Genomic DNA, 26,683 nt, shown 5'->3' on the forward strand with positions numbered 1-26,683 from the left:
CTCGACTGCTATGGCGAAGCAGGTCACCACTGTCTCCGATGAGGGGTACAGCGCGACGAACGAGATTCGCGACTTCGAGACGACGGTCGACGCCAACGGCGAGGCGGCCCCCGATACGCTCGAGACACTGCTCGCCGCCTATGGTGCCTGTTACGTACCGGCGCTGCGCGTTGGTGGCCAGCAGCGTGGGGCCGACGACCTCGGACGGATCGAGATCGATATCGACGGCGACCTCAACGACGACGACAAACTCGAGTCGGTCCAGTTTGATATCCGCGTCGAGGCCGCCGTGGACGACGACACCGGCGACGAGATCATCGACCGCGCCTTCGAACTCTGCAAGGTCCACGACGCGCTGAAAGACGGCCTGCACGCGGACACGACCTTCGAGAGCGACGCGTTCTGAGGTCGGCGGCACACGGGCGGTCCAGGTGCGTGCGATACGAACCCGGCCGCGACGCGGCGTCGGTTCGATCGAAACGTGTTGGAAACTTCGACTGTTGAGCCCGCATGCGGGCCACAACCGACATAGCCACGGGACACGTCGGATCGGACTACGATGCGACGAGCCGCGCTGGTCGTAGCAGTCGCCGGACTCCTCGTCTTCGCGGGCTGTAGCGGGTTCGACGGTCTCGACGGTCCCGACGAACGGGCTCCGAGCGACGTCAGCGGCGACCTCGAAATCCATCACATCGACGCGGGACAGGCCGATTCGACGCTCCTCGTCACGCCGTCGAACGAGACGATTCTGATCGATACGGGCGACTACCGCGACGACGGCGCGGCCGTCATCGACTATCTGCGGGCTCACGATATCGACCGGGTCGATCATCTCGTGGCGACCCACGGCCACGCCGACCACATCGGCGGCCATCCCGAGGTGATCGACTATCTCGAGACGGACGGCGACGGGGTCGGCGCGGCCTACGATTCCGGCGTGCCCCACACCACCGCGACCTACGACGCCTATCTCGATGCGATCGAGGCACACGACGTGCCGCTGTTCGAGGTCGCAGCGGGCGACACGCTGCCGCTCGAGGACGGCGACCTCGAGGCCACCGTTCTGAACCCACCCGCGGACGGGATGGGCGACATCGACGCGAACGGCGTCGTGCTCGCGATCGCGTTCGGCGACGTCTCGTACCTGACGACCGGCGATATCGAGGCCGGCACCGAACGCCGACTGGTCGCGGAGCGGGGCGACGATCTCGCGGCCGACGCCTACCAGGCGGGCCACCACGGCTCGTCGACCTCCTCGAGCGAGCCCTTCCTCGAGCGGGTTGATCCGGCCGTGGCGATCGTCTCGAGCGCTCGCGACTCCCGGTACGGGCACCCACATGACGAGGTCCTGCAGGCTTTCGCCGACCGCGGGATCGAGACCTACTGGACCGGCGTCCACGGCGATATCGTGTTGACGACCGACGGAACCGACACCGCAATCGAGACGGAGCGCGACGGACCGACCGACCCGGGCGTGCTGCTCGAGCGGGACGGAGGCGCGCAGTCGGCCCGCGAGCGACCGCCGGTCATCGGCCGAGCGCGGACGCCGGCGTCCGGGTGACTTTTGGCGACGCCGCGCCGACACGAACCCGATGCTGACGAAGGACCTGCTCCGCGTCTCGCGGGCCGGCGGCGGCTACCAGCCCCAGTTCGCGGACCGGAGCCACCGCCCGCTCGCTGCTCGCGTCATCGGCACGTACCAGGGTCACGTCGGCGAACCGCGCGCCGCCCTCGAGTCCGCGCTGACCGACCTCGAGCGCGGGACGCCTGGCGGCTCGGGCGACGCCGCCGACTTCAAACTCGTACGCGGGCTCTCGGCGCTGCTCGAGCGCGAGGCGACGTTCGAGACCGATGCGGCGATCGAACCCGACCGCGCCCGCCGGGCCGCGTTCGAGGCCGCCGAGGCGGTCGGCGTCGTCACCGAGGACGAGCGCACGGCGGCACTGATTCGCGCGAGCGACTCGCTCGCTATTTCGGCGGACGATCTCGAGACGGCCCTCTACGCCGACCTCGAGGATCGCCAGGTCCTGACCGCAGTCGATCCGCGCTGGGACCCCGACGGACTGATCGCCCAGTACAACCTCTCGCTGGCGCAGACGGCGCTGTTCGACGCCACCGAGCTTCGCGTCCGCTCGAGCGACCCGAAAGCGCTGATCTCGGCGATCAAGCGCCTGCGATTGATGTACGAGATCCGGCAGACCGGTCGCGAGGAGCCGGACGGGGCGGCCGGGAGTTCGGACCGCGAGGTCGTCGTCACCGGCCCGACCCATCTCTTTCGAGCGACGCGCCGGTACGGGACCCGCTTCGCCCGACTCCTCCGGACGGTCGCCACGAGCGAGCAGTGGTCGCTCACAGCGACGATCGACGACCGCGGGACCGACCGGCCCCTCTCGCTTTCACACGAGGACCCGATCCGCGTCCCCGACGCCGATCCGGTGGCCGATGTCTCGTTCGACAGTAGCGTCGAAGCCGATTTCGCGGCTCGGTTCTCGAACCTCGACCTCGAGTGGGACCTCGTCCGCGAGCCCGAGCCGCTCGCGACGGGAACGCGAGTGATGATCCCGGACTTCGCCTTCGAGTACGCCCACGGCGAGTTCCGCCTCTTTTTCGAGATCATGGGGTTCTGGACGCCCGAGTACGTCGCGAAGAAACTCTCACAGCTGTCGGGGCTCGAGGACGTGGACATGCTGGTCGCCGTCGACGAGTCCCTCGGCGTGGGCGAGGACATCGCCGCCCGCGATCACCGAGCGATCCCGTACTCCGGGACGGTACGGGTAAAAGACATCGTCGACGTACTTCAGGAGTACGAGCGGCAGTTCGTCGCCGAGAGCGCGGCCGCGCTTCCCGACGAGCTGCGGCCGGACGAAGCCGTGATCACGCTGGAGACGCTGGCCGCTCGCCACGGCGTGAGTGCGGACGCGCTCGCGGACACGTCCGTCCCCGAGCACGACCGAGTCGGGCGAACGCTGATTCGGCCCGCCGTGCTCGGCGCGCTCGCCGAGGAGATCGAACCCGGCATGGAGCTCGCCGACGCCGAAACGGTCCTGGGGGAAGCCGGTATCGACGACTCGAGCGCGGTGCTCTCGCGGCTGGGGTATCGCGTCGAGTGGGACGGGTTGGCCGGCGGAACGCTCGTCGAACGGGAGTGACCGTTCCGCCGGTCGGGCGTCGACTCGACCGCGGGCGGCCCGTAGCCAATGTGCTTTGTACGCAGGCTTATATCCCCGTGTGGAGATGATCGGATAGTGCCACCGTCCCTCTCCACCGGTCCCGGCTCTCTCCTGCTCGTTGAGGATAATCCCGGCGACGTTCGGCTCATCGAGGAAGCGTTCAAATCGGCGGGGTTCGACACGACGTTCCACGCGGTCCCCGACGGCGACGCCGCCCTCGAGTTCCTGCGAGAGCGGGCGGCGACCACGTCCGGCCCGGGTATCGATCTCGTCTTGCTTGACCTGAATCTGCCCGGCATGGACGGGTTCGAAGTCCTCGAGACGATCAGGGACGATCCGGACCTGGTCTCGTTGCCGGTGCTCGTCCTCTCCAGTTCGGCGGCGACCGACGACATCGTCAGAAGCTACGAACTGGCTGCGAACGCGTATCTCACGAAGCCGACCGATCCCAGCGAGTTCGCCGATATCGGGCGTGCGGTCGAGGCGTTCTGGTTCAACGAAGCGATGCTGCCGCCGGTCCTGTCGTAATGACTCCCGTCGGAACCCGATGGGAACGGGACCGTCGCGTTCCGTTCGTCACCCATCTCCGTCGAGTTCGGTTCGGCCGCGTTCGAGGCGACCGTTTCGCGAGCCGTCTCGCCTGCAGGACGACGGGTCCGACCGAGGCAGGTGATGCCGGCCGACGAAACCGTGGCCCGATAACGTATTTGCGGTCCCGACACGAAGTCGCCGTATGGATGCGATCGAGGGGACTAGTTCCGATCGCACCGGGGAGCAGCTATTGACTCGCTTTCGTGAGCACGCGTCCGGCATCGCGTCGCTGCTCGTCACCGCGATCTGGCTCGGTGCGATGGTCACGGGTCAGGACTGGTGGCTCGCGGCGTTGCTCGTCGGTTACATCGCGGTCGTACCGATAGTCGGAATGCTGTTCGACGAAAAGCCCGAGGACGAGCCGGAACGGACCGCCCCGGAGACGGACGAGATGGAACGGAACCCCGAGCCGACACCGACCGATTCCGACACCGCTGCTCGCGACGCACTCGAGACCCTGCGCGAGCGCTATGCCGCGGGCGAATTGACCGACGCACAGTTCGAGCGCAAACTCGAGCGGCTGCTGGATACCGAAACGCTCGCGGACGCTCGGGCGCGGGCTCGAGACCAGCGTCGACCGGACCGACCCGTCGATCGGGAACGGGAGCGGAACCGGGAGCGCGAGTTCGACCGCTGACGCCTCTAGTCGTCGGTCGACTCGGCCTCGTCGGAGCGGTCGGAGCGGTCGACCGCCGACGGGTCGGGCCAGGTGACGCTGCCCAGGAAGGGAATGCCGATCCGCTCGGCGGCGCGGGCGATCATGTGCGAACCGGTGGGGACCGTCAGGAAGAGGAAGGCGATCCCGATGAGCGCGGTCAGCCCCTCGCTGCCCGGGCCGAACTCCGCGAAGCCGGCCAGGAAGATCGCGGCGGTGCCGAGCGTCGTCGGCTTGCTCGTGGCGTGCATCCGGTTGTAGACGTTCGGTAGCCGTAACAGCCCGATCGTCCCGACGGTCAGGAAGAAGACGCCGACGACGAGCAGCGCGATGACGATGGCCGTGTGAATCATTCGATCACCTCGCCGTCGGTGACGAACTTGGCGACGGCGACGGTCGCGATGAAACCGATGATCGCGAGCACGAGGCTCACGGTGATGAACAGCCCCCGGCCGGTCAGCAGGGCGAACAGGACCGCGATCGCGACGACGTTCGTCGCGATGGCGTCCAGGGCGACCACGCGATCCGGGTTCGTCGGCCCGCGGATCACGCGATAGCCACACAGGACACAGAGCCCGCTAACGAGGACTAACGCGGCGTGGATCGCCGTCTCGAGGACGGCGGGATCGCTCTCAGTCATCGCCGACACCCCCCGCTTGGCGATCCGGCCCCCTGTCTCTTTCCCCGCCGGAGACGACGATGTCCGGCGGCGGGTCCGACGGCGATGCGTCCTCATCGAACAACTCGAGGGCGTAGTCCTCCCAGGTGCGGATCGGGTCGGCGATCGCCTCGGGGTGGCGGCCGTTGACGCCGTGGACGTACAGTGCGTTGGTCTCCTCGTCGTAGTCCAACGTCACGGTGCCGGGCGTGATCGTGATACTGTTTGCGATGACCGTGATCGCGATGTCGGACTCGACCCGCAGCGGGACCAGGATCACTTCCGGCTCGATCGGCATGCCGGGCGAGAGCACCCGATAGGCGACGTCGAGGTTTGCCCGCAGGAGTTCCCAGGTGAACGCACCCAGGTAGAGCCCGGCGTAGGGGAGCGCCCGAACCCCGCGCCCGAGATCCACGTGCTTGCCGTACAGCCGCCGGAAGACGAACGCCACCGGCAGGCCGACGAGCAGTCCCGAGAGGAAACCGCGGACGAGCGAGATGGGTGTCAGCGGCTGTCCGACGACGAACACCCACAGAACGGCGAAGACGACGCCGACGACCGGCCAGGTCCGGACTCGCATCAGTGTCCACCTCCGTTCGAGCCAGCCAGTTCACTCGCCGTCTGCGGATCGACTGCGTCGACGTACCCTTCGGTATCGAGCGCGGCCTCGGCGGCCGTTTCCGCGAATTCGTAGACGGGTTCGAAGCCGACGCCGACCGCGATGATCGCGACCGCAAGGCCGACGAGGATCGCGATCTGAACGGGGTCGACGGTCGCGGCCTCGACGGCGTCCGTCCGTGCGCCCCAGAAACTCCGATTCCAGAGGCGGGTCGCGTAGGCGATCGTCAACAGCGAACCGACGAGCAGGAGGACGAGAACGGGGCCGGAGCCCGCTCGAGCGGCGGCGTCGAAGACGAGGAACTTCCCGAAGAAACCGGACAGCGGCGGGATGCCGACGAGTGCGAGCGAGCCGACGAACACGGCGAGTGCCAGCGGCGGCGACCGCTTGGCCAGCCCACCGAGGTCGGCAAAGCGACTCGTCCCCGTCGCGGACCGGACCGTCCCCACTGCGAGGAAGAGCAGCCCCTTCGCCAGGGTGTGGTTGAGCGCGTACACCAGTGCGGCGATGATCGCGAACGTGCGTAGCTCCGGGCCGGCCGCCGTCGCCGCGATCGCGACCGGGATCGCGATGAACCCGACCTGGCCGATGCTCGAGTACGCGAAGACCCCTTCCATGGAGTCGCGGCCGACGGCACCGATACCGCCCAGGAGGATGCTGCCGGCCGCCATGACGAACAGCGCCGCGCCGACAAACGGCAACGGCGAGTCGCCGGTGATCGCAACGCCGACGAGCGGAAGCGGGAGGTCGACGGCGACCTCCGCGCCCGCAAAGATCGTAAAGGAGAGTCGGATGATGGCGTAGATACCGACCTTTTTCGTCGCCCCCGCCAGGAGGGCGGTAATCTGGGGCGGCGCGGCCCGGTAGGCGGTCGGAATCCAGAACTGGAAGGGGACGAGGCCGGCCTTGATCGCGAACACCGACAGCAACAGGCCCAGCAGACCGACGACCGGTACGGGCTCGAGGCCGTAGGCCGCCGGCTCCGCGAGCCGTTGTGCGAGGTCGGCCATGTTGAGCGTCCCCGTCGTCGCGTAGATGCCGCCGACGCCGAGCAGGAAGACGGCGCTGGCGAGCAGGTTGAGCGTGACGTACCAGAACGCCGCGCGGGTGTGCTGGGGGCCGCCGCTGTAGGCGACGAAGACGTAACTGGCCATCAACATCACCTCGAACCAGACGAAGAGGTTGAACAGATCGCCGGTGAGGAAAGCACCGGTGACGCCCAGCGCGAGGAAGTGAAAGAGCGGGAAGTAGTAACTGCGTCCCTCGCCGCCGGGGAGGTGTCTGGTCGAGAAGACCAGCGACGCGATGCCGAGGATCGCGACCATCGTGAGCATGAACGCCGACAGGCCGTCGGCGACGAGCGTGATCCCGAAGGGGGCCGGCAAGTCGCCGACCTGATACGTCGCGATTCCGGGTGCGTCCGGCGCGAGGACGATATACCAGTCGATCGCCGCGACCGCGATCGCGTAGCCCGCTCCGCCGGCGAGACTGACGGCCGTCCGAGCGCGTGGATGCCGGCCGAGCAGCAGCGTTCCGGCGGCCGCGACGAGGACGACCAGCATCGGTGCGATCACGAGCGTCGATGCCGTGCCGACGGGCGTCGCCGTCATCGGCGCTCACCCGTCGTCGCCGTCGGCGTCCGGTTTCGGGTACTCAGCATTGTCATCGCTGTCGCCATTGTCGTCATTCGCTCTCACCGAGTTCAGTCACGTCGAGCGTGTCGTGTTCCTCGTAGACCCGATACGACAGCACGAGCGCGAACGCGGTCATGCCGAACCCGATCACGATCGCGGTCAACACGAGCGCCTGTACCAGCGGATCGGCTGTCTCCGGGACGTGCTCGCCGTGGCCCGCGAGGATCGGGACCGACTCGGCGGTGGCCGGTGCGATCCCGCCCATCGCCAGCAGATACACGTTCGCGGCCTGGCTGATGATCGCCAACCCCCAGACGACCCGGATCAGGTCCCGGCGCAAGAGCAGGAACGTCCCGAGGGCAAAGAGCGTGCCAACCGTGGCTGCGAGGACGACCCCGGTCATTCGGCTCCCACCACCGAGAGGATCGTCAGCAGTCCACCGACGACCACGCAGTAGACGCCGAAGTCGAACGCGAGCGCGCTCGCGACCTCGAGATGATCGTAGATCGGGATCCCCTCGAGCATCTCGAACGTCTGCGTGAGGAACGGCTTGCCGAACAGCAGCGGCGCGAGACCGCTGGCGACGGCGAGCGCGAAGCCGTAGGCGAAGAGGCGACGATACGCCAGTACGACGCGGTCCCGCGACGGCTCCTTGCCGGGGTCGACATCGCGGCCGAGGATTCCGCGCTCCAGGAAATCGAGCCCGAATCCCATGTAGACGATCGCGAACGCCGTCGTCGTGAGCACGCCGCCGATGAAACCGCCGCCTGGGAGGTTGTGTCCGTCGAAGAACAGCGAGATGGCGACGACCAGGATGATCGGGACGATCGCTCGAGCGGTCGTGCGCATGATAACCGTCGTCATTCGTCATCACCTCCGTCGGCGGGTGTCACCGCGGGCTCATCGCCGGTCAGCTCGTCGCCGTCGCGAATCGCGGTTCGATCGCCGTCGCGGTCGCGCATGACGATCAACGTCAGGATCGAAATCGCGGCGAGTGCGATCACGGCGAGTTCGCCGAGGGTATCGAAACCACGGAAGTCGACGAGGGTGACGTTAACGATATTGGCCCCGCCGCCCCGCGGAATGGCCTGCTCGGCGTAGGCACGAGCGATCTCGCTCGAGCCGTCGGGGCGGGCCCCGGTCGTGACGAGCACGGTGACGAACGCGGTCGCGCCGACGAGGACCGAGAGGACGGCGTCGCGGGCGACCGTCCCGATCTCGACCTCGTAGCGCTCGGGGATCTCCTCGATCACGAGCAGGAAGATCACGAGCACCAGCGTCTCGACGACGAGCTGGGTCAAGGCGAGGTCGGGCGCGCTCGCGAGGATGTAGAAGATAGCGACCATGAAGCCGAGGATCGAGAGGGTGAGCACGCCGGCGATGTGTGACTCGGCCGTCGCGACGGCGACGCCACCGATCACCGCGACGAGCAACACGAGCGCGATGGCAAGCGAGACCTCGACGCCCAGTTCGGTCGGCGCGATGGCACCGGCCGCGACGAAGCCGGCGAGCGCGAGCGTACAGGTCGCCGCCAGCGTCCACGTCGCGTACGTCCGGAGGGTGCCGTCGTGGACCGTTTCGGCGAACGCCCGCCCCTCGTCGCTGAGGCCGTCGACGGCGGTATCGTACCACCAGTTCGCTCCGATCGGCGGTACTGCCCGCGGGACCGATCGGATCGCGTCGTGGAGCCGGCCGTAGGACGGGTACGCGACGAGCCCGACGCCGATCGTGACGGCGCTCATCCCCAGCGCGGGCGAGTAGGACGTCGGGAGGCCGACGTGCATCTCGTGGGGATCGACCGCCGTCGCCTCGAGCCCGGACTGGACGATGGCGTCGACGGCGAGTTGGGGATCGACGCTGATGACTGCGGCGAGCAGCGCCAGTACGGCCGGTGGGACGAGCATGGTGACGGGCGGACGGTGGACGTGGCCGAGCGCCTCGGGTCGCTCGCCGAAGAACAGCGAGAGGAATCGCAGCGAGTAGAGGACGGTAAAGATGCTGCCGAAGACGGCGACGGCAGGGTAGAGCCAGCCCAGCAGGCCGATATCGTGGTGGTGACTCGCCTCGACGGCGGCCTCGAAGAGGAGCTCCTTCGAGTAGAACCCGTTGAACGGCGGAATGCCGGCCATGCTGAGCGCGACGACGGTCGTAATCACCGCTGTCACCGGCAGATCGTGGCGGAGCCCGTTGAGTTCGTCGATCTCTCGCGTCCCCGCCTCGTGGGCGATGATGCCGGCGACGAGGAACAGCGCGGCCTTGAACAGCGCGTGATTGAGCAGGTGGAAGACGCCGGTCTCCGCGCCGTAGACCGATGTAAAGCCGAAGCCGGCGACCATCAGCCCGAGATGACTCGCCGTCGAGTAGGCGAGCAGTTCCTTGATGTCCGTCGATGCGACGGCCAGGATCGCACAGACCGTCATCGTCGTCAGGCCGAGCGTCGCGAAGAGGAACAGCCACTCGGTGCTCACGAGCATCGGGCGGACCCGGCCGATGAAGTAGACGCCGACCTTGACCATCGTTGCGGAGTGGAGGAACGCCGAGACGGGCGTCGGGGCTGCCATCGCGTTGGGCAGCCAGAAGTGGAGCGGAACCTGCGCTGACTTGGTCCCCGCACCGATCGCGAGCAGTCCGAGCACCGGGAGGAACAACCCCCGCTCTCGCAGGGCCGATTGCATCGTTTCGGGGCTCTCGAGCATCGCTGCGAGGTTGAACGCAGCGCCGGGACCGAGGACATCGCTCGCAACGAGCGAGAGCAAGAGGAGGCCGACGAGCAGGAAGAGGCCGCCGCCGACGGTGATGAGCATGGCCATCCGGGCGGCGTACTGCGAGGAGTCGTCCGCGGTGTAATAGCCGATGAGAACGAACGATGCGAGGCTGGTGAGTTCCCAGAAGAGGAAAATCGCGATCAGGTCGGCGGCGAGCGCGACGCCGACGATCGAGCCCATGAAGGCGAGCAATGCGGCGTAGTACCTGACGAGTCCCGACTCGCCGTGCATGTATGCGGGCGAGTAGGCGAAGATCAGCGCGCCGATACCACACGCTAACATCGCGAACAGCAGCGCCCAGCCGTCCACGTAGAACCGGAGCGCGAGGTCGAGAGAGGGGACCCACTCGAGTCCGACGGTCCCGTTCGTCCCATACTGGGTCGCGAGGAGGCCGAACGAGGTGAGCGCCACGACGGTCCCGGCGAACCCGGTTCCCTCTCCGAGGACGCGAAAGACGACCGGCGTGAGTGCTGCAACGACGAACGGTAACGCGACCGCGGCGATGACCATCGCCAGGTCGGGAGACATTCAGTACGCCGAGGGTAGGGGGAGACCGCCCTTAAACGATTACCTTTCGGAAGCCGCGACTGTACGGGATCGACGCACGCGCGTCGGCGCGAATCGGCGATCGGTCCGGGAGTCCGACACGCTTATTCGCGAACGGCGACGAATCACGTGTAGTGAGTACCGAGACGCCAGAACCGACCGAAACCGAAGCGTTCGAGCGGGTCTGCGAAACGCTCGTCGAGCGGATCCTCGCCGGCGAGGTCGAGCGTGACGAGGTCGAGAAAGCCAAACTCGAGGCCTGTTCGGAACACTCGGCACCCAAGGTACCGAAGAACTCCGAGTTGCTGGACTACGCGCCCGAGGAGCACCGGGAGGAGTTGGAGACCGTGCTCCAGCGCAAGCCGGTCCGGACGGCCTCCGGCGTCTCGCCGGTCGCGATCATGACCTCGCCCGAGCGGTGTCCACACGGCAAGTGCCTCTACTGCCCCGGCGGCCCCGACTCCGAGTTCTCCTCGTCGCAGAGTTACACCGGCGAGGAGCCCGCCGCCGCCCGCGGTGTCCAGAACGAGTACGACCCCTACGGCCAGGTGACGCTGCGACTCGAGCAACTACGCCAGATCGGCCACCCCGTCGACAAGGTCGAACTCATCCTGATGGGCGGGACGATGACCGCCCGCAGCCACGACTATCAGGAGTGGTTCGTCAAGCGAGCCCTCGAGGCGATGAACGACTACGACGTCGACAAGGAACCCGAGCCGGCACAGGGAGTTAGCTTCGCCGAGGACCCTGAGGAGTACGAGTGGAAATACCTCGAGGATGTCATCGCGGAAAACGAGACCGCGGACATCCGTAACATCGGGACGACGTTCGAGACGAAGCCCGACTGGTGTGACCCCGAACAGATCGACCGGATGCTCGATCTCGGCGGCACCAAAGTCGAAGTGGGCGTCCAGACGACCTACGAGCGGATCAACCGCGACATGCATCGCGGCCACGGCGCGCAGGCCTCGATCGATGCCAACCAGCGACTGCGCGACTCGGCGTTCAAGGTCGGCTTCCACATGATGCCGGGCCAGCCCGGGATGAGCAAGGAGATGTGTCTCGAGGACTTCCGACGCCTCTTCGAGGAAGAGCAGTGGAAGCCCGACTACCTGAAGATCTATCCGACGCTCGTGGTGCGGGGCACTGCGACCTACGACTGGTGGCACAAAGACGAGTACGAGCCCCTTTCGAACGACGAAGCGGCGGACCTGATCGCGGAGATCAAGGACATGATCCCCCGGTACACGCGGCTCCAGCGCGTCCAGCGGGACATCCCGGCGGACTTCATCGACGCCGGCGTCTGGAAGTCGAACCTCCGACAACTCGCGCGCAAGCGCATGGACGAACACGGCTGGGAGTGTGAGTGCATCCGCTGTCGCGAGGCCGGGATGCACGACGAGGAACCCGAAACCGTCGATCTCGACGTGATGCGGTACGAGGCCTGCGGCGGCACCGAACACTTCATCTCCGTCGAGGACTTCGAGAAGGACCTCCTCGTCGGCTTCTGTCGGCTTCGCTTCCCGGACGATCCCGTTCGACCGGAACTCGAGAACGCGGCGCTCGTCCGCGAACTGCACGTGTACGGGTCGGAAGTCGCGATGGGTGACGAGGGCGAGACGGACCAACACCAGCACCAGGGCTACGGCCGCCAGCTGATGGAACGGGCCGAGGACCTCGCGGCCGACGCCGGCTACGACAAGGTCAGCGTGATTTCCGGCATCGGCGCGCGGGAGTACTACCGGAACAAGCTCGGCTATCATCAGGACGGACCGTACGTCAGCAAACGACTCTGACGCGGGGGAGTCGATCGTCCCGGCGTCGAGTCCGCACATCCGGCGTGGAACTCTCGCAGCTGTTCATCGCCGCCCCCTCATTTCATTCGCAACGGATGGCGGAAAATTTATGGTGGGGACGGATCAACTATCCGATGCCGACGATCGTCGGCACGCTGTCAACTCCCCCCCCCACTTCGACAGCGACACACCGCACTGTCCCGTTCGGGCGCGCCGATTCCGCCATCCGGTTGCTCAGTCCCCTGGGGCGACCGTTGCGGCGCGCTCGTCACCCGGATCCTTTTCGCCGTTCGGTCCCGATGGCCGTCTCGAGTAGCAATGCGGGAGACGTGACGACGGTAACACGGCGGTCCTGAGAGCCACGGGGAGACCGTCGGCTTGCCAGTCACTCCGTGTCACGCGATCCGCCATCGGAGACAGCGTGTGGGGCCGTCTCAGACCGCGAGTACGGTATCCCCGTGTCGGTGCGGGAGAACGGCGTTGACTACGAGCAGGAAGCGGCCGCCCGCGAGGAGGCCGGCGGGAACCTCGAGCGGCGAGCCCAACTCGAGGCCGGGACGGACGAGCGCGAAGACGGCAGCCCGATCATGATTCCCGCTGCGAGGCCGAGCGGGCCGTCGTAGACGCGGTGGCTGATTCGATCAGTACACCGGAGTGGGAGTGCGACTAGACGTCACGCGTCCTCCGGTAACCGCCGACGCCCTCGTACGCGAGATAGCCGATCAGCAGTCCGGCGACAAGCAGGCCGACGAGCGTCCGATCGGTCCCGTCGGTGACCCCGATAAACGACAGCAGCAAGAACAGACTGACCCCGACTGCGGTTCGAACGCGAGTTCGCGGCGCGAACTCGTCGTTGCCGTCGGTCGCCGCGAGATACAACTGCGGTCCGAGGATCGGGATCACGACCATCACGAGGACGCCGAAGAGGAGGTGTTCGATCTCGAGGACGAGTCCGACGCCCAGCCCGGCGAAAAAGAGGACAACGGCGACGGCGAGAACTCGGTTCTCTCGTGAGAGCATAGGAGTGGTTCGAGCGCTGATAGGATAGTCCTTCGGATCGGGTGGGTCGAAGCCGGCTCCGCCGCTCGCGTCCCGGCCGAGGGGCCCCGTCAGTCGATCGTGACCTCGAGTTCGAGCAGACCGAGATGGGCGGGCGCACCGCCACCGTTGGTGCGGAACTCCGTCGGCGTCGAGTTGACGACGTTGTAGAAATCGGACTGGCTGGTCGGCACGAGCGTGCTGCCGTCGTCGCGCTGGAGGAAGGCGGGCGTGTCGGTGCCCTCGATGAGTGCCAGTTGTTCCTGCCAGTCCTCGTCGGCGTAGATGAAGGTGCCAAAGGAGAACCGACCCGCGGCGAGGGCGTCGTGTTTCGACATGAACATCCCGGCCTCCTCGGCGTTGTACTCCTCGTCGCTCACCCAGGCGATCGCCGCGATGCCCGCCGACTCGAGCAGATAGAAGTCCCAGGAGAGCGTCGCGTCGAACACGGCCCAGACGCTGCGTGGACCGACGGTATGGAGTTCGACGCTGAACGCGGGTCGCAGTCGATCCCCTTCCGGCTCGGGGACGAAGGTGGCATCGTAGCCCGGCGATCGGATGCCGCGGTCGTGGTAGACGACCCCGTCCATGTCGATGTCCGCCTCGATCCGGTCGACGATCCCCCTGACCGTGGCACCGCCCTGCCCCTCGAGGTGCTCGAGGAAGTCCGGAAACCGGGAGACGTTCTCCCACGGGTGGTCGTCGCCCGCGCTCATACGGTCCGCCCCCCGTGGGGGTTGTGCGATCGGTACCCCTGTCCGTCACCCGAGATCGATCCGGCCGACTCGCGGGTGGCACCACCGGTAGCCTCGTGCATGGCTCCTTCTGGGTGCTGGTACGGATTAGGCTTTCCGACCTCGGCGGCGTCTCGAGGCCGTGCGAGTCGGCGGGCGCGCTCACTCGGGGGCGAGTCGTCGAGCGGGACTGTCGATCGTCGGGCGGACGTATGCGCGTCGGAGCGACACGTCTTTTTGACCGGACCGGGCAGTGTGTGGTATGGATCCAAAGCGGGAGCTCACCAGCGTCGATCTCGCCGCCCTCGTCGGGGAACTCGGTGCCTACGAGGGAGCGAAGGTCGACAAAGCGTACCTCTACGGCGACGACCTCGTCCGGCTCAAGATGCGGGACTTCGATCGAGGCCGCATGGAACTGCTCCTCGAGGTCGGCGAGGTCAAGCGGGCCCACACGGTCGCCCCCGAGCGAGTGCCCGACGCCCCCGGTCGGCCGCCGCAGTTCGCGATGATGCTCCGGAACCGACTGTCCGGAGCGGATTTCGCGGGCGTCGAGCAGTACGAGTTCGACCGCATCCTCGAGTTCGTCTTCGAGCGCGACGACGGGACGACCCGGATCATCGTCGAACTGTTCGGACAGGGTAACGTCGCCGTCACCGACGGCGAGTACGAGGTGATCGACTGCCTCGAGACGGTCCGCCTGAAGTCCCGAACTGTCGTTCCGGGCTCGCGCTACGAGTTCCCAGACACTCGAACGAACCCGCTGACGGTTTCTCGGGAGGCGTTCGACCACGAGATGGACGACTCCGATACGGACGTAGTTCGGACGCTTGCGACTCAACTGAACTTCGGCGGCCTCTACGCCGAGGAGGTGTGTACCCGCGCCGGCGTCGAGAAGGGGATGGACATCGACGACGCCGACGAGGCTGTCTACGATCGACTCTACGAGACCATCGAGCGCCTTGCGCTCGACATCCGGAACGGCAACTTCGATCCCCGTCTCTATCTCGAGACCGACGACGAGGACGACGGTGCGGACGGTGACGGGACACCCGAAGGCGGTGACGCCCACGTTGTCGACGTCACGCCGTTCCCGCTCGAGGAACACGAGGATCTCGACGGCGAGCCCTACGACTCGTTCCTCTCGGCGCTCGACGACTACTTCTTTCGACTGGAGCTCGCGGAGGAGGAAGAGCCCGATCCCACCGACCAGCGGCCCGACTTCGAGTCGGAGATCGCCAAACACGAGCGCATCATCGAGCAACAGCAGGGAGCGATCGAGGGGTTCGAGCAGGAGGCCGAGTCGTTGCGCGAGCAGGCCGAACTCCTCTATGCGGAGTACGGATTAGTCGACGACATCCTTTCGACGATCCTGGGGGCTCGCAAACGGGATCGCTCGTGGGATGACATCAGGGACCGATTCGAGGAGGGGGCCGAGCAGGGTATCGACGCCGCCGAGGCCGTCGTCGATGTCGACGGCAGCGATGGCACGGTCACCGTCGATATCGACGACGAGCGGATCAGCCTCGATGCCCAGCAGGGCGTCGAACAGAACGCCGATCGACTCTACACCGAGGCCAAGCGCGTCGAGGAGAAAAAAGAGGGTGCGCTCGCGGCCATCGAAAACACCCGTGACGACCTGGAGGATGCCAAGCGACGCCGCGACGAGTGGGAGGACGACGAGAGCGGTGGCGCGGACGAAGCGGAGGCCGACGAGGACGAGGAAGACAGCCAACGCGACTGGCTCTCGGAGCCATCCATTCCGATCCGTGAGAACGAGCCCTGGTTCGACCGCTTCCGCTGGTTCCACACCAGCGACGGCTACCTCGTGATCGGCGGCCGCAACGCCGACCAGAACGAGGAACTGGTAAAGAAATACCTCGAGCCCGGGGACAAAGTCCTTCACACGCAGGCCCACGGTGGTCCCGTCACCGTGTTGAAGGCGACCGATCCCAGCGAGGCCTCCTCGAGCGACATCGACCTCCCAGAGTCGAGCGTCGCGGAAGCGGCGCAGTTCGCCGTCTCCTACTCGTCGGTCTGGAAGGACGGCCGCTACGCGGGCGACGTCTACGCCGTCGACTCCGATCAGGTTTCGAAGACCCCCGAGAGCGGCGAGTACTTGGAGAAAGGCGGGTTCGCGATCCGGGGCGACCGGACCTACTACCGCGATACGGCGGTCGGCGCGGCGGTCGGGATTCAGTGCGAACCGTACACCCGCGTCATCGGCGGCCCGCCGTCGGCAATCGAGGGGCAGGCAGTGACGACGATCGAACTCGAGCCCGGGCGGTACGCCCAGGCGGACGCGGCCAAACGGCTCTATCGGCGCTTCCGCGATCGCTTCGAGGACGAGACGTTCGTCCGCAAGATCGCCAGTCCGGACCGGATTCAGCACTTTATGCCGCCGGGTGGCAGCCGGATCGCGGACGACTGAGGTCCGAAGTCTTCCTGTTCGACCGCGAGAGCGGACGGTTCACACCAGTCTGCAAACCGTAATATCCCAACCGGGATTCCTCCGCCTGAAGGCGGAGGAGGATGTCAATCGAGAGCGAAACGCGGACCGATTGTCGGAGTATCTCGTGTTCTGGTTCCGTGCGAGCAATCAGAACCGTCCGAACGAAGTCGGCGTCGGTCAGCCGTGTTTTTCCACCTGGTACCAGTTGACTTCCCGCCCGAGGGCATAGCTGACGATGACTTGCACGACAACGAGTCCGTAGAGCGTCAGTGTGACCGGGATGAGTAGCCACGCGAGATCGAACCCTTCGGTGCCGGCGGCGTAGTTGTCGATGGCGCGGATTGTGAGTACGATGCCGTAGATACCAGACAACCCCGCAGCGACGAAACCGGGATACGAGAGCGTCGCTACGATGAGTTTCGGGACTGTTACCGAGAGGACAACCCCCGCAACGAACGTCCCCACGAGTGACAGGAGCGAACTGAGGTACGCCGGGTCGGACAGATTGCGCCAGTCGTCGACGTGGCCATGACAAATAGAGAGATGGCCCGTAATCCAGCGAACCCGTTGTCCCCACCAGTCCCGCAACGTGTGCGCCGCCTCCTCGAAACAGGGATAGTACGATAGTTCCCGGATCGAGAGGTTGGCCTGGTGACACCGATGGGTGAAGTCCATATCCTCGGTCAGCGCTCCCTCGTCGAACCGTCCCACCTCATCGAAGACCGATCGCTCTACGAGGACGCTGCGGCTTCCAACGATGCGAAGCCCCAACAGAGAGCGAGCGAGTTTCTGTGGCAGGAAAAAGAGGAGCAGATACTCGTAGTACGCTATCGATTCTATGAGGCCAGTCGGTCGGGGGAGGCTTCGGACCCGCGCGATGTCGTGGTCTCGTAACGCGGCCATCCCGTGGGCGATTAGCTCCGGGTGGGGTTCTTGATCGGCATCAAACATCGCGATCACGTCGGCATCGCTCCGTTCGATGGCATCATTGAGCGCGCCTGCCTTCGATCCCGACCGACGATTCTGGATCGAGTGGACACACTCGTAGTCGGCCGCCAAATCGTCAGCCCGATCGATAGAGGTGTGATCGTCCGGTTCGCAGACGATTGTGATGGTGAGGTCCTCGTAGGTCGAGGCTGCCAGTCGTTCCACCGAGCGGTGTAGTACCTCGGGTTCGTCGTGGACGGGGACCAGCGCCTCGACGGATCGACCCGAATGGACCAGCGCGTCGGGATCCTCCCGAAACAGCGACGATAGATACAACAGTAACGAGATCGTGAGGGTCACGACAGCAACCGCGAGCCAAACACGCGTGTCGAAGACGGCACTGAGGAACGGAAGGGCGTGTCCGATGACAACGATGGCGAGAAAATCGGCCATCAGTGTGAGTGCTGTGAGAGCGAGAACGCAGGCAACGATACCAGTGGTTAGGAGGTATCGATGGAGGGCGACCATACTCCCGGCTTGTAACGATTGTAATATAAACCTTCATATGTTGTTTAACGTTCACAACTCTGCCATATAGATGGGTTCCGAGCAGTATTACATCTTTCAACAATTATAAATATTCCGTTAGTAAACACGGATCTCACAGTCCGACGGATGAAGCTCGCGGCTCTTTCGGGTATTAGTAGCGACGATGCAGGTTGTCGAGGATCACAGCAGTGATACCGCCACCGACTAGCATCGGAATCCAGTAAGTCGCTCCCCGATAGATGACGACGGCGGCCGTCGCGGCCGTCGTCGCGACTCCGGTTGTGGAGACGACGAGAACGATAAACGCCGTCTCGACGCCGCCGATACCGCCCGGAAGCGGGAATATTCCGGCGATGCTGGCGACAGGAAGTACGATGAGCATCGCCATGAAGGGGACAGTAACTCCGATCGACGCGAGCGAGATCCAGAGACAGACCGACAGCGTGAGCCACCCGATACACGAGAACAGGCCGGCCAGGACCAGGAGCCGCGGGTTGCTGGCGATCCGTGCGATCGACTCGAAGAACCCATTTACGCGGTGTTCGATGTCCGCTTGAGTCGGCGCGCTAACCCGTGGAACGGTCCGTCCAACCCGGTGAACGATCGGCGGAAGCACCGAGAGAACTATCGTCTCGATCCGATGGTGGAACCGCCACCCGAGCGTCAGTGCGAGAACAAACCCGACGAGGAGTCCCGTTACAGTGAGACTAGCCAGGAGTAGGTTCCGACCGAAGTCGAACCCACGCAGGACGAACAGTCCGATACCGACGAGCCCCATCCCAATCGAGGGGAAAAAATGCAGGGTATCGACGCTCGCGATGGCGGCTAACCCGTTCTCGTACTCCGTGTCGGCGGTCTCGGAAATCAGGAAGGCACTGATGGGTTCACCGCCGGCCTGCCCGAACGGGGTGACTTGATTCGCGAAGGTCGCAGCAGTAAACACGACGATTGACTGGACTCGAGAGGTTGGCGTTCCCAGCGCGCGCAAGACGGTGTGTAGACAGAGCCCCCAAGCGACGAGCCAGAGAGGGATGAGCCCAAGCAAGATGGCGATGACAGCAGGCTGGGTCTTCCGTAGTTGTGCAATGATTCCGTCGACACCGACAGTGATGAGCAGCACCGAGAGAACGAGTCCGGCACCGACGAACCCGATCAGAATGGATCGCCAATCGAACAATTCCTCAGATGACATTACGCGGACCCATTGAGAACATCAGCCGGTGGCAAAGGGTTGCACGTGCCGATAGGGGCGGTGTTAGTCGAGGAACACATGGCTCGAGATGGGGACAGGTCATTGACGAGAGGACGGTAAATAGATGCCCACGGATCGGATAGGGCTGAATTTCATGTTCGGCTGAACGGCCGGATCGCATTTAAACTTAGTTCATTCGCGAATCACTACACGGGAGTTCGCTCCGAGCGGGTTCGGTCACCTGAATGGGGTACACGGCTGTCCCCTGTCTGTCGCTGATGCAATGTCTTCTCGAGGGGAAACTGGAACCGACAGGCGAGTCCGCTCACTCGATCAGAGCGCGGTGAGACCGCTGATATCCACGTGACTCTCCCACCAATGCAGTGTCTCCGTCGAGTAAACGTGCTGAATCGAATCCGTAGTTCGAGTGGCGACCTCAGCGGCGGCGGGGGACTCGAGACTCGATCGGGCTGCCTGGCGGGCCGCGTGTTAGTCTCTGTTCTCCGCTTGTGCGGCGGTCCCGATGGTGTCGCCGAACCCGTTCTGAATCGGCTCGCCCCGGTCGGGGAACGGCCGCGTGCTGCCGTCCTCGAGCGCGTCGAGGCACTCTTCGACGGTGTAGGTTCGGTTGCCGTCCGAACAGGGTGCGACACATTGGAGGTCGTCGTCCTCGTAGACGGCGACGCAGACCGTCGGGACCTGGATTTCGGTGGCGGGACGGTGCTCGAGCATCGAATCGGTCTCGTGTCGGTCGAACGCCGGGCGGAGCGTGTATCCCTCGCGATCGGCCCAGGACTCGAACGCGTCGACGGTGAGCGATACCGACGGCTTGGCGTCGCTGAGTTCCTCGAGCGCAGTCCGAACCGATGTCCACGTTTTGACGCGTACGTCGGCCGCTATCGCTCGCTCCTCGAGGCACCGCGCTCGCGAAACGATCGATCTGAGCGGTTCCACGACGGCCGCGGAGGCGTTGTTTCGGAGAAACACCTCGATACGTACCGTCTCCGTGGCGGTTTGGTTTGCGTCTCTCATTATTGCTGTTCGGTGGCAACCACATCATCGGCACCATCAGTCAGGAGTATAAAGCTAACAACGTCCGGCCGATGCCGACTGTCGGCTCCCCCATCAGATCGGCCGTCGAATCGCGGTCTGGTGTCTCACCGACCCGAGACGGGCATCCGGTTTCACTCGTCGTTTCCCGACAGTCGACCGTGCGTCGTCGCGACACGTCGCTCGGATTGAAAAAGGGTGCGTTACCGACGCGGGGGTGACCGTCCTGGTCGGTGATCCGACGTGTTCGTGTCCCCGCTATCGTTCACGGACCCGGGTCGCCGTCGAAGGGCTGATGCGAAACAGGTTTGTAACGGGTTATTACCGTCGTTTCGTGGCCGAGTCGTCCATGTGCATCTCGTGAATCGAGACCCGGATATCCGAGGCGTCGTCGAACTCGGTCGTCGGGATGGACGGCTGTTCCGAGTCGGTGTTCTCGTCGTTGCGTTCGATGTTGCGGACCGCTCGGCGCTCGGCCGCGTCGTAGGACGATCCCATCGCGATCAGGAACCCGACCATCGCGGTCACGAGCGCGACGACGCCGATCGCGATGGCACCAATCGAGGCGACCGAACCGGAGAGGACCTGTCCGGAGACGAGCAGCGAAACCGCCGTCACGGCCGCGATCAACGTGAGAAGTCGCGCGAGCCGGCCGGTGTCGAGCCCGTGGTAGGTCTTCTCGCCGGTCGTATCGAACAACACCGACAGAATGCCGTCGTAGGAATCGTCGGTTCGGGCGTTGCCGAGCGAGTGCGTCGACTGTGCGACCCATACCCCGGCGGTGAAGTTGAGGAACGCGACGAACGAGACGAGGCCGACCTGGCCGTCGACGAACAGCCCCACGACGATCGCACTGGTAAACGTCACCGCCATGATCGCGTGGGTGACGAGCGACCGGGTGCCGAAGTCCTCGAGTTGGGAGAGGTGTCCGAGGTTCATACTCGATACTGGAGCGCAACGCGGATAGACGCAGCCCCTAACTATGAAGAATGTGGGCAAACCACATGGATGTCGACGGTCACGCCCCCTCCCGAGCGTGGAGGAGCGTACGCTCGCCGCGGCGATCGCGTCGTCGAGCGAGACGAACCGATCGCAGTCCACTTACCGCCACCCTGCGAACGAACCCCCATGCAGATCAAAGACCGGGAGCAGGTCGAGGGCGGCCGCGAACGGGTGACGGTCGTCCCCGAGAGCGTCGACGACCTCTGGCACTTGCAGTACGTCCTCGAGCCCGGCGACCGCGTCGCGGGCGATACGACCCGGCGCATCCAGCGCAACGACGACCAGATGCGCGACACCGGCGGCGAACGCGAACACATGTGGGTTGCACTCGCCGTCGAGACCGTCGAGTTCCACAAGTTCGCCAATCGGCTTCGGGTCGGCGGCGAGATCGTCGCCTGCTCGCGCGAGGACCAGCTGAACTTCCACCACACCCTCAACGTCGAACCGCGCGACGAACTCTCGATCGAGAAGCGGTTCAAGCCCGATCAGACGGCCCGTCTCGAAGAGGCCGAGGAAGCCACCGAGAACCCGGACGTAGCGATCGCGACCGTCGAGGAAGGACAGGCCCACGTCCACACCGTCGCCCAGTACGGCACCGAGGAACGGGCGACGATCACCGGTACGACCGGCAAGGGCGAGTACGCCCGCGGCCGTTCGGAACTGTTCGAAGAACTCGCGACGGTCCTCACGCGCCTCGAGGTCGACGCGATCATTCTCGCCGGACCCGGCTTTACGAAGCAAGACGCCTACAAGTACCTCGAAAACAACGAGCCCGCGGTCGCCGAGCAGATCACGATGGTCGACACGGCGGCCGTCGGCGACCGCGGGGTCCACGAGGTACTCAAACGCGGTGCGGTCGCGGACGTACAGGAGGAGACCCGCATCGAGAGCGAGGCCGAGTACATCGACGAACTCACGCGGCGTATCGCCGACGGCGCGAAGGCGGCGTACGGTCCCGAACAGGTGAAAAAGGCCGCCGAATTCGGGGCGATCGAACGCCTGCTCGTGCTCGACGATCGATTGCAACGGGAACGCGGGCCCGACGGCGAGTGGGCGATCAGCGTCGACGACATCGTCCGGACGACCGAGCAGAAAGGCGGCGAGGTGACGGTCTTCTCGAGCGAGTTCCCGCCCGGCCAGCAGCTCTCGAACCTCGGCGGGATCGCGGCACTGTTGCGATATCGTCTCGAGTGAGCGCGCGACGATGCTCGCAGCTTCGTGACGTTCACTCGGCGTGTATCTCGTCGCTGGCCTCGATCAGTTGGATGAGCACGGAGGCAAACAGCGAGCCCGAACTCCAGATCGCGGTTTCGCCGTCCTCGCCGCCCCGAACGCTCAACAGGACGCTGTCGTCGTCGACGAGGACGATCCGGCCCGACCGCTGATCGTCCGTTCGGTGGGCCGGGGGGCGTTCGATGGTGACGCCGTCGACGGCGGCGAACTGCTCCCGGACGGCGTCCCGGCCGCTGACGACGAAGACCGAGACGCCGGCCGCCGCGCGCTCGGCGAGCGTCCGCTCGATCGACGGCGTGATGAGTTCCGGGAGGCGGGTCCCGAAGACGATCCGATGCTCGGCCTGCGAGAGGATGTCGACCGTGCGATCGTCGACGCGGTCCCGTCCGCGAACCGTCCAGATGTCCTCCTGCGTCTCTTCCCCCTCGGGTTCGCTTTCGACGGCTTCGACGTATTCGAACGCCCGCTCCTGTTCTCGCTCGAACTGGCTTCGAAGCGTCTCTCGGGCCTCTTCGACGCTGACCGGCCGGTACCGGATCGGGTTCGACTGCTGGACCTCGAGCAGGCCGCGGTCCTCCAAGCTCTCGGCGACGCTGTAGACCTGCGAGCGCGGCACGTCCGTGATGTCGGCGATGTCCCTGGCCGTGCCCGCGCTCAGCCGGTGTAGCGCGATGAACACTTTTGCTTCGTAGCTGGTGAGACCCAACTGTTCGAAGGCGTCGATAGCCGCGGTTTCGTCGCTGCTCACTCGTCGTCACCTCGAGTCGGGTCGATACCGCCGTCGCTCGCGGTCGGCGTTCCCGACTGCCGCTCGGACGGATCGAACGAGACGTCCGGTCCGAAGTACCGCGTCCACAGGACCAACAACGCCGGGAGCACGACGACGCTCGCGAGGAACGCGTACGTGATCGTCAGCGCGGTGATGATCCCGAACTGCTGGAGCGCCGGGAGGATCGCGAGCGCGAGCGTGCCGAACCCGCCGACGGTCGTGGCCGCGCTGCCGAGCAACGCGCCCCCGGTTCCGGTAACGGTCGTCCGAAGCGCCGACCAGACGTTGCCCTGCCGCTCGAGTTCGAGCGCGTAGCGGTCGCTCACGTGGATGCTGTAGGCGACGCCGAGTCCGATCGTGAGACTCGTAATCATCCCCGTCAGGACGTTAAACGGCATGCCGATCCAGTACATCGTCCCCAGAATCCAACTCACCGAGAACGCGACCGGCAGCAACGTCACGACCCCCAGCGTCGCGCTGCTCCCGGTCAGCCGGTAGGCGACGGTCAGGAAGACGAAGACCGCCACGAGCGTGATCAGCAGGCTCTCGAGGACGGTATCGAGCAGGTCCTGCTCGACGACGTACCCGACGATCGGGTTGCCGGTTGCGGTGGCGCTCCAGCGGTCGTCGCTGCCGTCCCCGATAGTGTCGGCGATGTCGCGCATCTCGCTTGTCGTCTCACCGTTCGTAGCGTCGCCCTGTATGGCGATGATCAGCCGCGCAGACTGGTAGTCCCCGTCGTCGGTCCGATGGAGGACCTGCTTCGCAGCCTCCCCGTCGATCTCGAAGAGGTGGTCGTACAGCGCCGACACGTTCTCGTCGGGGATGCCGTCGTCGCCGGTGTCGGCCGCGGTGAACGACTCGTTAAACGACTCGTTCTGTCCCGCAACCCGTTCCATCGTCGAGAGCGGGTCCTGAACGTCCGCCTCGCCGGTCGCCAGGGTGTAGGCGACGCCGCCGTCCGCGGCGATCTCCTCTCGAGCGACGTCCATTCGCTCGAGCGCGTCGGGATCGGTCACGTTCCCCTCGACGAGGAGCTGTGCCTGACTGTCCTGGCGCTGAAAGTGCTGGTTGACGTACTCGAGGTCGTCTTTGGCCTGGTATTCGCCGGGTTGTGCCGGTCCGGGTAGTGATTCGGTCCAGTCCGGCGGGCTGTCGGCGATGAAGTCCTCCTGTTGGAAGCTGGTGTCGACCTGTGTCGCACCGTAAACGCCCCCCGCGGAGAGCAGGACGGCGACGAGGAGGACGGCAAGCGGCGCTTTCCGAGCGGCGGTCGCGCCGATGGCGAGCACGTCGCCGAAACGGCTATCGCCGGTCCCGAAGGCTCGCTTACGGCGATCGAGGCCGCGGCTTTCGAGGAACTCGTCGAGTTCGATCTTCGCGGCGGGGATCAACGCGCCGAAGACGATCAGCGCGGCGACGATCCCGACCGCGCTGACGATGCCGAACTCCCGAATGGGGCCGATCGGGCTGACGAGGTTCGAGAGAAAGCCGATAACGGTCGTGGCGGTCACCCAGACGAGGGCGACGCCGACGCCGGCGAGCGCGACCGTCATCGAGCCGCGGACCGTCCCGTCGGGACCGTCGGCCTCGCGCTGCTCCCGGTGGCGCATGAAGACGTGGATCGCGTAGTCGATCGAGAGCCCGATCAACAGCACCGGTACTGCCACGAACATCTGGTTGAACGCGATGCCGGCCCAACCCATGAAGCCGAACGTCCAGACGAGGACGGCGACGATGCCGGTGATTCCGAGAACGATGTCAAGCAGGTCGCGGTAGGCAACGACCAGCGCGACCACGACGAACAGGAGCGCGAGCGGACCGACGATGGCGAGACTGTCCCCCATCGACCGTTCGATCTCGTCGGTCATGATACCGGTACCGAAGACGAGCGGCTCCTGTTCCTGAGCCGCTGCGAGGTCGCGAATGGCGAGTTGGCTGTCGACGATCCGATCGCTGACCGCGCCGGCTTCCATGCCGCTCGCGCCGCCGCCAGCCATCGACTGGATCACGGAGGTCAGCCGCGCGTCGGCCTCAGTGGTTCCGGGCTCGTAGGAGGAGGGCAGTAACGCGGTCGCGACGCTGTCGTCGGAACCGTTCGACGGAAGCGTGCGCTCGAGGGTGCGCTCGTAGTCCTCGTCGCTCAGTTCCTCGAGCGCCGCGATCTGCTCGTCGAGCGGCGGCCGGTCCTCACGGTCGAGCGCCGCGTACTCGTCCTCGAGTACGCCGGCCGTCCCGGCCCGATACGCCTCCTCGAGTTGTGCGGAGAGTCGCTGGTAGTCGGGGTCATCCGCTGGGGTCGCCGTTTCCGACCGGAGCTCGGCGCGCTGTGATTCGATCTCCCGTACCTCCCGAACTGCGGACGCGTACTGGGCCGTCTGGGCCTCGGTAAGTCCCGTCGTCGCGTTTGCGACGACGACATCGAACTGCGCCTCGAGTTCGGCCGATCGAATCCGGTATTCGTCCTTGCTGATGGTGTCGGGTTCGGTCGACTCGTTACTCGAGGCGTTTCCGGCGGCCTCGGTGGGCGACGTGTCTGTAGTCGACTCGTTGGCCGAGGTGTTTTCGGCGGCCTCGATAGTCGACGCGGTTGCTGCCGGTGCTTCGGTCGAACTGCGCTCGACCGACTCGTTCAACGCCTCGTACTGCCGCTGAAGCTCGACCGTCTCGTTGAGGCCGTCCTCGAGACCCGCTCTCGTCTCGTTTAGCTCGGCGGCCTGCTCGTTTCTGATCGCCGTGATGGCGACGAGGTTCTCGATGCCGGTGATCGACTGGTTCTCGGCGAGCGTCGAGTTGATCGACTCGTTCGCGTGGAGTGCCTGCTGGAACTCGAGCGACGAGCGCAGCGACTCCCTCGTGAGAACGTCGTCGCCGCGCGTGATCACCTGGACGCTGGTCGTGTTCTCCTGTTGCTGGCTCGTGAAGTTCCCGTTGATGCGCTCGAGGGCGTTCGCTTCCTCCGAGTCGCTCTCGAACTGGTCGAGTGAGGAGTCGTCGTCGACCATCGGCATTCCGGCACCGATCAACGCCGTCGAGACGAGGAGGACCACGAGCACGAGCCGCGTGTGCGTGGTGATCGCGTCCGCGAGCCGGTCGGGGACGCTCATTCGGTTACCGCTCCGTCCGTGTCCGTCTCTTCGGTGAGGACCATACTGTTGTTACGATCCTACAAACGCGACAGTATATACGCGTTCCGTACATCAAGGACATTGATATTACAGATTAGAAGACAGAATAAATTCATTCGGTTATGACTGTCAGCGTTCCGTGACAGTTGCGCAACGAGAGACAGGGGCGGCGATTCGG

Annotated in this window: 24 protein-coding genes; 9 read left to right on the forward strand and 15 right to left on the reverse strand. The window is 65.5% G+C overall.

What is annotated here, in order from left to right; genetic code table 11:
- Positions 1 to 10 precede the first annotated feature (10 nt).
- From FGF80_RS02315 to FGF80_RS02335, 5 genes are all read left to right on the forward strand, one after another.
- Positions 11 to 406, forward strand: coding sequence for an OsmC family protein (locus FGF80_RS02315; protein WP_006186896.1), 396 nt, complete (start codon positions 11 to 13; stop codon positions 404 to 406).
- 153 nt (positions 407 to 559) lie between these two features.
- Positions 560 to 1,561 carry a ComEC/Rec2 family competence protein gene (locus tag FGF80_RS02320; RefSeq protein WP_138652001.1) on the forward strand — a complete coding sequence of 334 codons (1,002 nt, stop codon included), beginning with the start codon at positions 560 to 562 and terminating at the stop codon, positions 1,559 to 1,561.
- A gap of 31 nt (positions 1,562 to 1,592) precedes the next feature.
- Complete coding sequence (locus FGF80_RS02325) at positions 1,593 to 3,149, forward strand: DUF790 family protein (protein WP_138652003.1); 1,557 nt, start codon at positions 1,593 to 1,595, stop codon at positions 3,147 to 3,149.
- Between the two features lie 96 nt (positions 3,150 to 3,245).
- On the forward strand, positions 3,246 to 3,698 hold the full coding sequence (locus FGF80_RS02330) for a response regulator (RefSeq protein ID WP_138652005.1): 453 nt from the start codon (positions 3,246 to 3,248) through the stop codon (positions 3,696 to 3,698).
- 205 nt (positions 3,699 to 3,903) lie between these two features.
- Complete coding sequence (locus FGF80_RS02335; protein ID WP_138652007.1) at positions 3,904 to 4,398, forward strand: SHOCT domain-containing protein; 495 nt, start codon at positions 3,904 to 3,906, stop codon at positions 4,396 to 4,398.
- A 5-nt stretch (positions 4,399 to 4,403) separates the two neighbouring features.
- Here the strand turns inward: FGF80_RS02335 and mnhG are convergent, their stop codons facing one another.
- The 7 genes from mnhG to mbhE all read right to left on the reverse strand — a co-directional run bounded on the left by mnhG (position 4,404) and on the right by mbhE (position 10,620).
- The gene (mnhG, locus tag FGF80_RS02340; RefSeq protein ID WP_006186891.1) at positions 4,404 to 4,769 is read right to left on the reverse strand and encodes a monovalent cation/H(+) antiporter subunit G; all 366 of its coding nucleotides are present in this window, start codon (positions 4,767 to 4,769) and stop codon (positions 4,404 to 4,406) included.
- Complete coding sequence (locus FGF80_RS02345; RefSeq protein WP_006186890.1) at positions 4,766 to 5,056, reverse strand: monovalent cation/H+ antiporter complex subunit F; 291 nt, start codon at positions 5,054 to 5,056, stop codon at positions 4,766 to 4,768. Before FGF80_RS02345 ends, mnhG begins: the two co-directional genes overlap by 4 nt.
- Positions 5,049 to 5,654 carry a Na+/H+ antiporter subunit E gene (locus tag FGF80_RS02350; RefSeq protein ID WP_138652009.1) on the reverse strand — a complete coding sequence of 202 codons (606 nt, stop codon included), beginning with the start codon at positions 5,652 to 5,654 and terminating at the stop codon, positions 5,049 to 5,051. The genes FGF80_RS02345 and FGF80_RS02350 overlap by 8 nt, the downstream gene beginning before the upstream one ends.
- On the reverse strand, positions 5,654 to 7,303 hold the full coding sequence (locus FGF80_RS02355; RefSeq protein ID WP_138652011.1) for a complex I subunit 5 family protein: 1,650 nt from the start codon (positions 7,301 to 7,303) through the stop codon (positions 5,654 to 5,656). The genes FGF80_RS02350 and FGF80_RS02355 overlap by 1 nt, the downstream gene beginning before the upstream one ends.
- 73 nt (positions 7,304 to 7,376) lie before the next feature.
- Positions 7,377 to 7,730, reverse strand: a complete 354-nt coding sequence (locus FGF80_RS02360) for a sodium:proton antiporter (protein WP_138652013.1) — start codon at positions 7,728 to 7,730, stop codon at positions 7,377 to 7,379.
- The gene (locus FGF80_RS02365) at positions 7,727 to 8,191 is read right to left on the reverse strand and encodes an MnhB domain-containing protein (protein WP_138652015.1); all 465 of its coding nucleotides are present in this window, start codon (positions 8,189 to 8,191) and stop codon (positions 7,727 to 7,729) included. Before FGF80_RS02365 ends, FGF80_RS02360 begins: the two co-directional genes overlap by 4 nt.
- Positions 8,188 to 10,620 (reverse strand): hydrogen gas-evolving membrane-bound hydrogenase subunit E, encoded by a 2,433-nt coding sequence (gene mbhE / locus FGF80_RS02370; protein ID WP_049908209.1) that lies wholly within the window; start codon positions 10,618 to 10,620, stop codon positions 8,188 to 8,190. The genes FGF80_RS02365 and mbhE overlap by 4 nt, the downstream gene beginning before the upstream one ends.
- 152 nt (positions 10,621 to 10,772) lie before the next feature.
- Between mbhE and FGF80_RS02375 the strand changes: the two genes are divergently transcribed.
- Positions 10,773 to 12,434 (forward strand): tRNA uridine(34) 5-carboxymethylaminomethyl modification radical SAM/GNAT enzyme Elp3, encoded by a 1,662-nt coding sequence (locus tag FGF80_RS02375; protein WP_138652017.1) that lies wholly within the window; start codon positions 10,773 to 10,775, stop codon positions 12,432 to 12,434.
- Between the two features lie 392 nt (positions 12,435 to 12,826).
- Positions 12,827 to 13,057: a hypothetical protein gene (locus tag FGF80_RS19880; protein ID WP_175416967.1), complete on the forward strand. Its 231-nt coding sequence runs from the start codon at positions 12,827 to 12,829 to the stop codon at positions 13,055 to 13,057.
- A gap of 43 nt (positions 13,058 to 13,100) precedes the next feature.
- On the opposite strand, the gene FGF80_RS02385 is transcribed toward FGF80_RS19880, so the two are convergent.
- Both FGF80_RS02385 and FGF80_RS02390 read right to left on the reverse strand, forming a co-directional pair.
- Positions 13,101 to 13,454, reverse strand: a complete 354-nt coding sequence (locus tag FGF80_RS02385) for a hypothetical protein (RefSeq protein ID WP_006186883.1) — start codon at positions 13,452 to 13,454, stop codon at positions 13,101 to 13,103.
- Positions 13,455 to 13,543: 89 nt separating this feature from the next.
- Positions 13,544 to 14,188, reverse strand: a complete 645-nt coding sequence (locus FGF80_RS02390) for a hypothetical protein (RefSeq protein WP_138652019.1) — start codon at positions 14,186 to 14,188, stop codon at positions 13,544 to 13,546.
- A 280-nt stretch (positions 14,189 to 14,468) separates the two neighbouring features.
- On the opposite strand from FGF80_RS02390, the gene rqcH reads away from it, so the two are divergent.
- Positions 14,469 to 16,634, forward strand: a complete 2,166-nt coding sequence (gene rqcH / locus FGF80_RS02395; protein ID WP_138652021.1) for a ribosome rescue protein RqcH — start codon at positions 14,469 to 14,471, stop codon at positions 16,632 to 16,634.
- A gap of 198 nt (positions 16,635 to 16,832) precedes the next feature.
- Here the strand turns inward: rqcH and FGF80_RS02400 are convergent, their stop codons facing one another.
- From FGF80_RS02400 to FGF80_RS02415, 4 genes are all read right to left on the reverse strand, one after another.
- Positions 16,833 to 18,110: a glycosyltransferase gene (locus FGF80_RS02400; protein ID WP_238705336.1), complete on the reverse strand. Its 1,278-nt coding sequence runs from the start codon at positions 18,108 to 18,110 to the stop codon at positions 16,833 to 16,835.
- Between the two features lie 172 nt (positions 18,111 to 18,282).
- Entirely contained in the window at positions 18,283 to 19,323 is a 1,041-nt protein-coding gene (locus tag FGF80_RS02405; RefSeq protein WP_138652023.1) for a lysylphosphatidylglycerol synthase transmembrane domain-containing protein, read from the reverse strand.
- Between the two features lie 489 nt (positions 19,324 to 19,812).
- A complete protein-coding gene (locus tag FGF80_RS02410) occupies positions 19,813 to 20,355 on the reverse strand; it encodes an HTH domain-containing protein (protein ID WP_006186878.1) in 543 nt (180 codons plus the stop codon).
- A 339-nt stretch (positions 20,356 to 20,694) separates the two neighbouring features.
- Positions 20,695 to 21,312, reverse strand: coding sequence for a hypothetical protein (locus FGF80_RS02415; protein WP_006186877.1), 618 nt, complete (start codon positions 21,310 to 21,312; stop codon positions 20,695 to 20,697).
- 189 nt (positions 21,313 to 21,501) lie between these two features.
- Here FGF80_RS02415 and FGF80_RS02420 point away from each other — a divergent pair, with 189 nt between their 5' ends.
- Positions 21,502 to 22,569, forward strand: a complete 1,068-nt coding sequence (locus FGF80_RS02420; RefSeq protein WP_006186876.1) for an mRNA surveillance protein pelota — start codon at positions 21,502 to 21,504, stop codon at positions 22,567 to 22,569.
- A 31-nt stretch (positions 22,570 to 22,600) separates the two neighbouring features.
- Here the strand turns inward: FGF80_RS02420 and FGF80_RS02425 are convergent, their stop codons facing one another.
- Both FGF80_RS02425 and FGF80_RS02430 read right to left on the reverse strand, forming a co-directional pair.
- The gene (locus FGF80_RS02425; protein ID WP_138652025.1) at positions 22,601 to 23,356 is read right to left on the reverse strand and encodes a TrmB family transcriptional regulator; all 756 of its coding nucleotides are present in this window, start codon (positions 23,354 to 23,356) and stop codon (positions 22,601 to 22,603) included.
- Positions 23,353 to 26,484 carry an MMPL family transporter gene (locus FGF80_RS02430; RefSeq protein ID WP_138652027.1) on the reverse strand — a complete coding sequence of 1,044 codons (3,132 nt, stop codon included), beginning with the start codon at positions 26,482 to 26,484 and terminating at the stop codon, positions 23,353 to 23,355. Before FGF80_RS02430 ends, FGF80_RS02425 begins: the two co-directional genes overlap by 4 nt.
- Positions 26,485 to 26,683 lie beyond the last annotated feature (199 nt).

The sequence above is a fragment of the Natrinema pallidum genome (genome assembly GCF_005890195.1).
Taxonomy (GTDB): domain Archaea; phylum Halobacteriota; class Halobacteria; order Halobacteriales; family Natrialbaceae; genus Natrinema; species Natrinema pallidum.

Bases quoted from the DNA above. Each gene is read 5' to 3' on its own strand.
- FGF80_RS02415 (WP_006186877.1), bottom strand. From the start codon at position 21,312: ATGAACCTCGGACACCTCTCCCAACTCGAGGACTTCGGCACCCGGTCG.
- FGF80_RS02325 (WP_138652003.1), top strand. From the start codon at position 1,593: ATGCTGACGAAGGACCTGCTCCGCGTCTCGCGGGCCGGCGGCGGCTAC.
- FGF80_RS02360 (WP_138652013.1), bottom strand. From the start codon at position 7,730: ATGACCGGGGTCGTCCTCGCAGCCACGGTTGGCACGCTCTTTGCCCTC.
- mbhE (WP_049908209.1), bottom strand. From the start codon at position 10,620: ATGTCTCCCGACCTGGCGATGGTCATCGCCGCGGTCGCGTTACCGTTC.
- FGF80_RS02390 (WP_138652019.1), bottom strand. From the start codon at position 14,188: ATGAGCGCGGGCGACGACCACCCGTGGGAGAACGTCTCCCGGTTTCCG.
- FGF80_RS02315 (WP_006186896.1), top strand. From the start codon at position 11: ATGGCGAAGCAGGTCACCACTGTCTCCGATGAGGGGTACAGCGCGACG.
- FGF80_RS02320 (WP_138652001.1), top strand. From the start codon at position 560: ATGCGACGAGCCGCGCTGGTCGTAGCAGTCGCCGGACTCCTCGTCTTC.
- FGF80_RS02400 (WP_238705336.1), bottom strand. From the start codon at position 18,110: ATGGTCGCCCTCCATCGATACCTCCTAACCACTGGTATCGTTGCCTGC.
- FGF80_RS02335 (WP_138652007.1), top strand. From the start codon at position 3,904: ATGGATGCGATCGAGGGGACTAGTTCCGATCGCACCGGGGAGCAGCTA.
- FGF80_RS02430 (WP_138652027.1), bottom strand. From the start codon at position 26,484: ATGAGCGTCCCCGACCGGCTCGCGGACGCGATCACCACGCACACGCGG.
- mnhG (WP_006186891.1), bottom strand. From the start codon at position 4,769: ATGATTCACACGGCCATCGTCATCGCGCTGCTCGTCGTCGGCGTCTTC.
- rqcH (WP_138652021.1), top strand. From the start codon at position 14,469: ATGGATCCAAAGCGGGAGCTCACCAGCGTCGATCTCGCCGCCCTCGTC.
- FGF80_RS02345 (WP_006186890.1), bottom strand. From the start codon at position 5,056: ATGACTGAGAGCGATCCCGCCGTCCTCGAGACGGCGATCCACGCCGCG.
- FGF80_RS02420 (WP_006186876.1), top strand. From the start codon at position 21,502: ATGCAGATCAAAGACCGGGAGCAGGTCGAGGGCGGCCGCGAACGGGTG.
- FGF80_RS02405 (WP_138652023.1), bottom strand. From the start codon at position 19,323: ATGTCATCTGAGGAATTGTTCGATTGGCGATCCATTCTGATCGGGTTC.
- FGF80_RS02350 (WP_138652009.1), bottom strand. From the start codon at position 5,654: ATGCGAGTCCGGACCTGGCCGGTCGTCGGCGTCGTCTTCGCCGTTCTG.
- FGF80_RS02410 (WP_006186878.1), bottom strand. From the start codon at position 20,355: ATGAGAGACGCAAACCAAACCGCCACGGAGACGGTACGTATCGAGGTG.
- FGF80_RS02355 (WP_138652011.1), bottom strand. From the start codon at position 7,303: ATGACGGCGACGCCCGTCGGCACGGCATCGACGCTCGTGATCGCACCG.
- FGF80_RS02365 (WP_138652015.1), bottom strand. From the start codon at position 8,191: ATGACGACGGTTATCATGCGCACGACCGCTCGAGCGATCGTCCCGATC.
- FGF80_RS02385 (WP_006186883.1), bottom strand. From the start codon at position 13,454: ATGCTCTCACGAGAGAACCGAGTTCTCGCCGTCGCCGTTGTCCTCTTT.